3 protein-coding genes are annotated in these 2,011 nt (G+C 40.1%); all 3 read right to left on the bottom strand.

All coding sequences use genetic code 11. The annotated features are described in order from the left end of the window. Nucleotides 1-16: 16 nt before the first annotated feature. The 3 genes from trxC to THMIRH_RS00555 all read right to left on the bottom strand — a co-directional run bounded on the left by trxC (nt 17) and on the right by THMIRH_RS00555 (nt 1,704). Nucleotides 17-439: a thioredoxin TrxC gene (gene trxC / locus THMIRH_RS00545; protein WP_173289722.1), complete on the bottom strand. Its 423-nt coding sequence runs from the start codon at nt 437-439 to the stop codon at nt 17-19. Between the two features lie 57 nt (nt 440-496). Next, a complete protein-coding gene (locus THMIRH_RS00550) occupies nt 497-967 on the bottom strand; it encodes a hypothetical protein (RefSeq protein WP_173289724.1) in 471 nt (156 codons plus the stop codon). Between the two features lie 401 nt (nt 968-1,368). Further along, on the bottom strand, nt 1,369-1,704 hold the full coding sequence (locus THMIRH_RS00555) for a hypothetical protein (RefSeq protein ID WP_173289727.1): 336 nt from the start codon (nt 1,702-1,704) through the stop codon (nt 1,369-1,371). Nucleotides 1,705-2,011 lie beyond the last annotated feature (307 nt).

Below are 2,011 nucleotides of genomic sequence, written 5' to 3' on the forward strand. Positions count from 1 at the left end.
TTGGGTGAGAAAACTCTCAAATTGATTGTTTAACCCATTGCACAAATTGCGATAGGTTCATTGCACCTGAAATGCGGTTAATTTCTTGGCCATTTTTAAAGATAGCTAAGGTCGGAATTGAACGAATATTGTATTGCATCGCCACCTGTTGCTCGATTTCGGTATTAATTTTGACCAGTCGTGCATAGGGTTCAAGTTGTTTAGCCGCTTCACTGAAAGTCGGCGCAAACATTTTACAGGGCCCACACCAAGGTGCCCAAAAATCGACCACCATGGGCAAGTCTGTTTTGCTCATGGCTCGTGCAAATTGTTCGCCATTCATCTCTAAGGGTTTGCCTTGAAATAACGGCGCCTGACATTTTCCACAAGTCGGGTTTTGGCTGAGTTTGTCATCTGCGACGCGATTGAGTCCGCCACAGCTTGGGCATGCAATGATCATGTTTTTCTCCTATGAATGAAGTTGGGGTGTTGCTTCAATAATGGGGATAAATATGATTTATTCAAGCCAGCTGGGTTTAGGGCTTTCTGAGCGACCGGCTTCAAAACCTTTGTCTACAAAACCATGCAAGGTCGCATCGTGGGCATGAATCAGTTCAATTAGTTTTGGGTTTTCGGTGGTGAGCGTAGCTTCAACGCCTTTGGGGATGGCTTTGTAATCCATGCTGATTTCATCTTTATATTCAAATAATGCCACAAATAATGGATCCCAAGAGCGTATCGCGCGACCCATTCCAAAACGCTTTTCCATGCCGACAACATGCTGTTGTAATACTTTGGCCAGGTGTGGGTTGTCTGAGGTCGTGGTAGCGACGATGCCATTGTCAATTAAACGCGTTTCGCGCTTAAGTTGTTGATGTTCTTGAAGCAATTCGTGAAACAGGGCCTGGTCGGCTTTGTGCTGTTCGTCAGCGCCGCCGCGACCGAGTTTATAGACTTTGCCTTCGAGATTTGCGTGAGCGTCTTGCATGGTGTTCTCCAAAATAGGGATTTGATAGATTTATTGTAGGACTTTTCTCTGGTAAAAAAAAAAGCACGAAAAGGTCAGTTTCGTGCTTTTTTACTATCTGAGGAGCTTTTTATGTTTTATAGCTGAGGAGGCTTTTTAAACAAGGTATTCAATCTAGGGGGATTTCATACCAACTTGATAAATCCGTTTATCAAATTCTTAACAATAGTTTATAAAATCAAAGGATTCCAAGCAATGCTAAAGAGTTGAAAGAAAAAGGATTAATCGTGAAGAGAGTCTTAACTGTTTTAAAGGCGTGAAGTTTTGTAAGGCGGTAATTCGAACTGAAAAACCGTCTATTTTTAACCAATTTTAACCAGGCCTGGTCAAATTTAGACGGTTTTTGATGTGTTTTAATTCAATTAAGAATTAGGCTCCATTTTCTCAGACTGCTGATAGTAGTTTGAGCGCATCTGTAAATTAGATGCGTAAGTTAATTGCGCCTGAGTTGTTTCATTCTTTTCTAAAGATTTATTTTCCATAGACTCAGACGATTTAACCGTTTTGTTTGAGGCTAGATTTAAATAATCTACAGACTGGCTTGGAGAACCAGACGACAAACTAACCGTTGTGCTCCCACCAGAAGATGTTGTGGATGTAGTTTTATCAGTCATTTTGTCTTCTTTCATCGCCAAAGGCTGTTGCTGTGGCATGTAAGACTGAATGGCTGAGGGCATTGCTGGATTAATGGTTGCCATGTTAAACCTCCTAAGGGGTTTGATAACTTAATGATTTACTTATTTATTATCTTAACAAATAACCAGTGGTTGCGTGCAATAAATTATTTTCAAAATAATTCTAAAATTGTTTTCTAAAGCTTTGAGTATTTTTAACTACATCTAGTGGGTTTTAATTGTAAGTCTTCAATATATGGTGGCGAGTATTTAAGTGTGTGTGAAACCTGTGAATAAATCTGTATAGATGTACCTAGGTACACTATTCGCAGGCTTTTAATAGAGGTAAGCTGACTAGTAATATCGAAAAGTGCGCCTAGGAGCCTATATC

Source organism: Thiosulfativibrio zosterae, assembly GCF_011398155.1.
Taxonomy (GTDB): domain Bacteria; phylum Pseudomonadota; class Gammaproteobacteria; order Thiomicrospirales; family Thiomicrospiraceae; genus Thiosulfativibrio; species Thiosulfativibrio zosterae.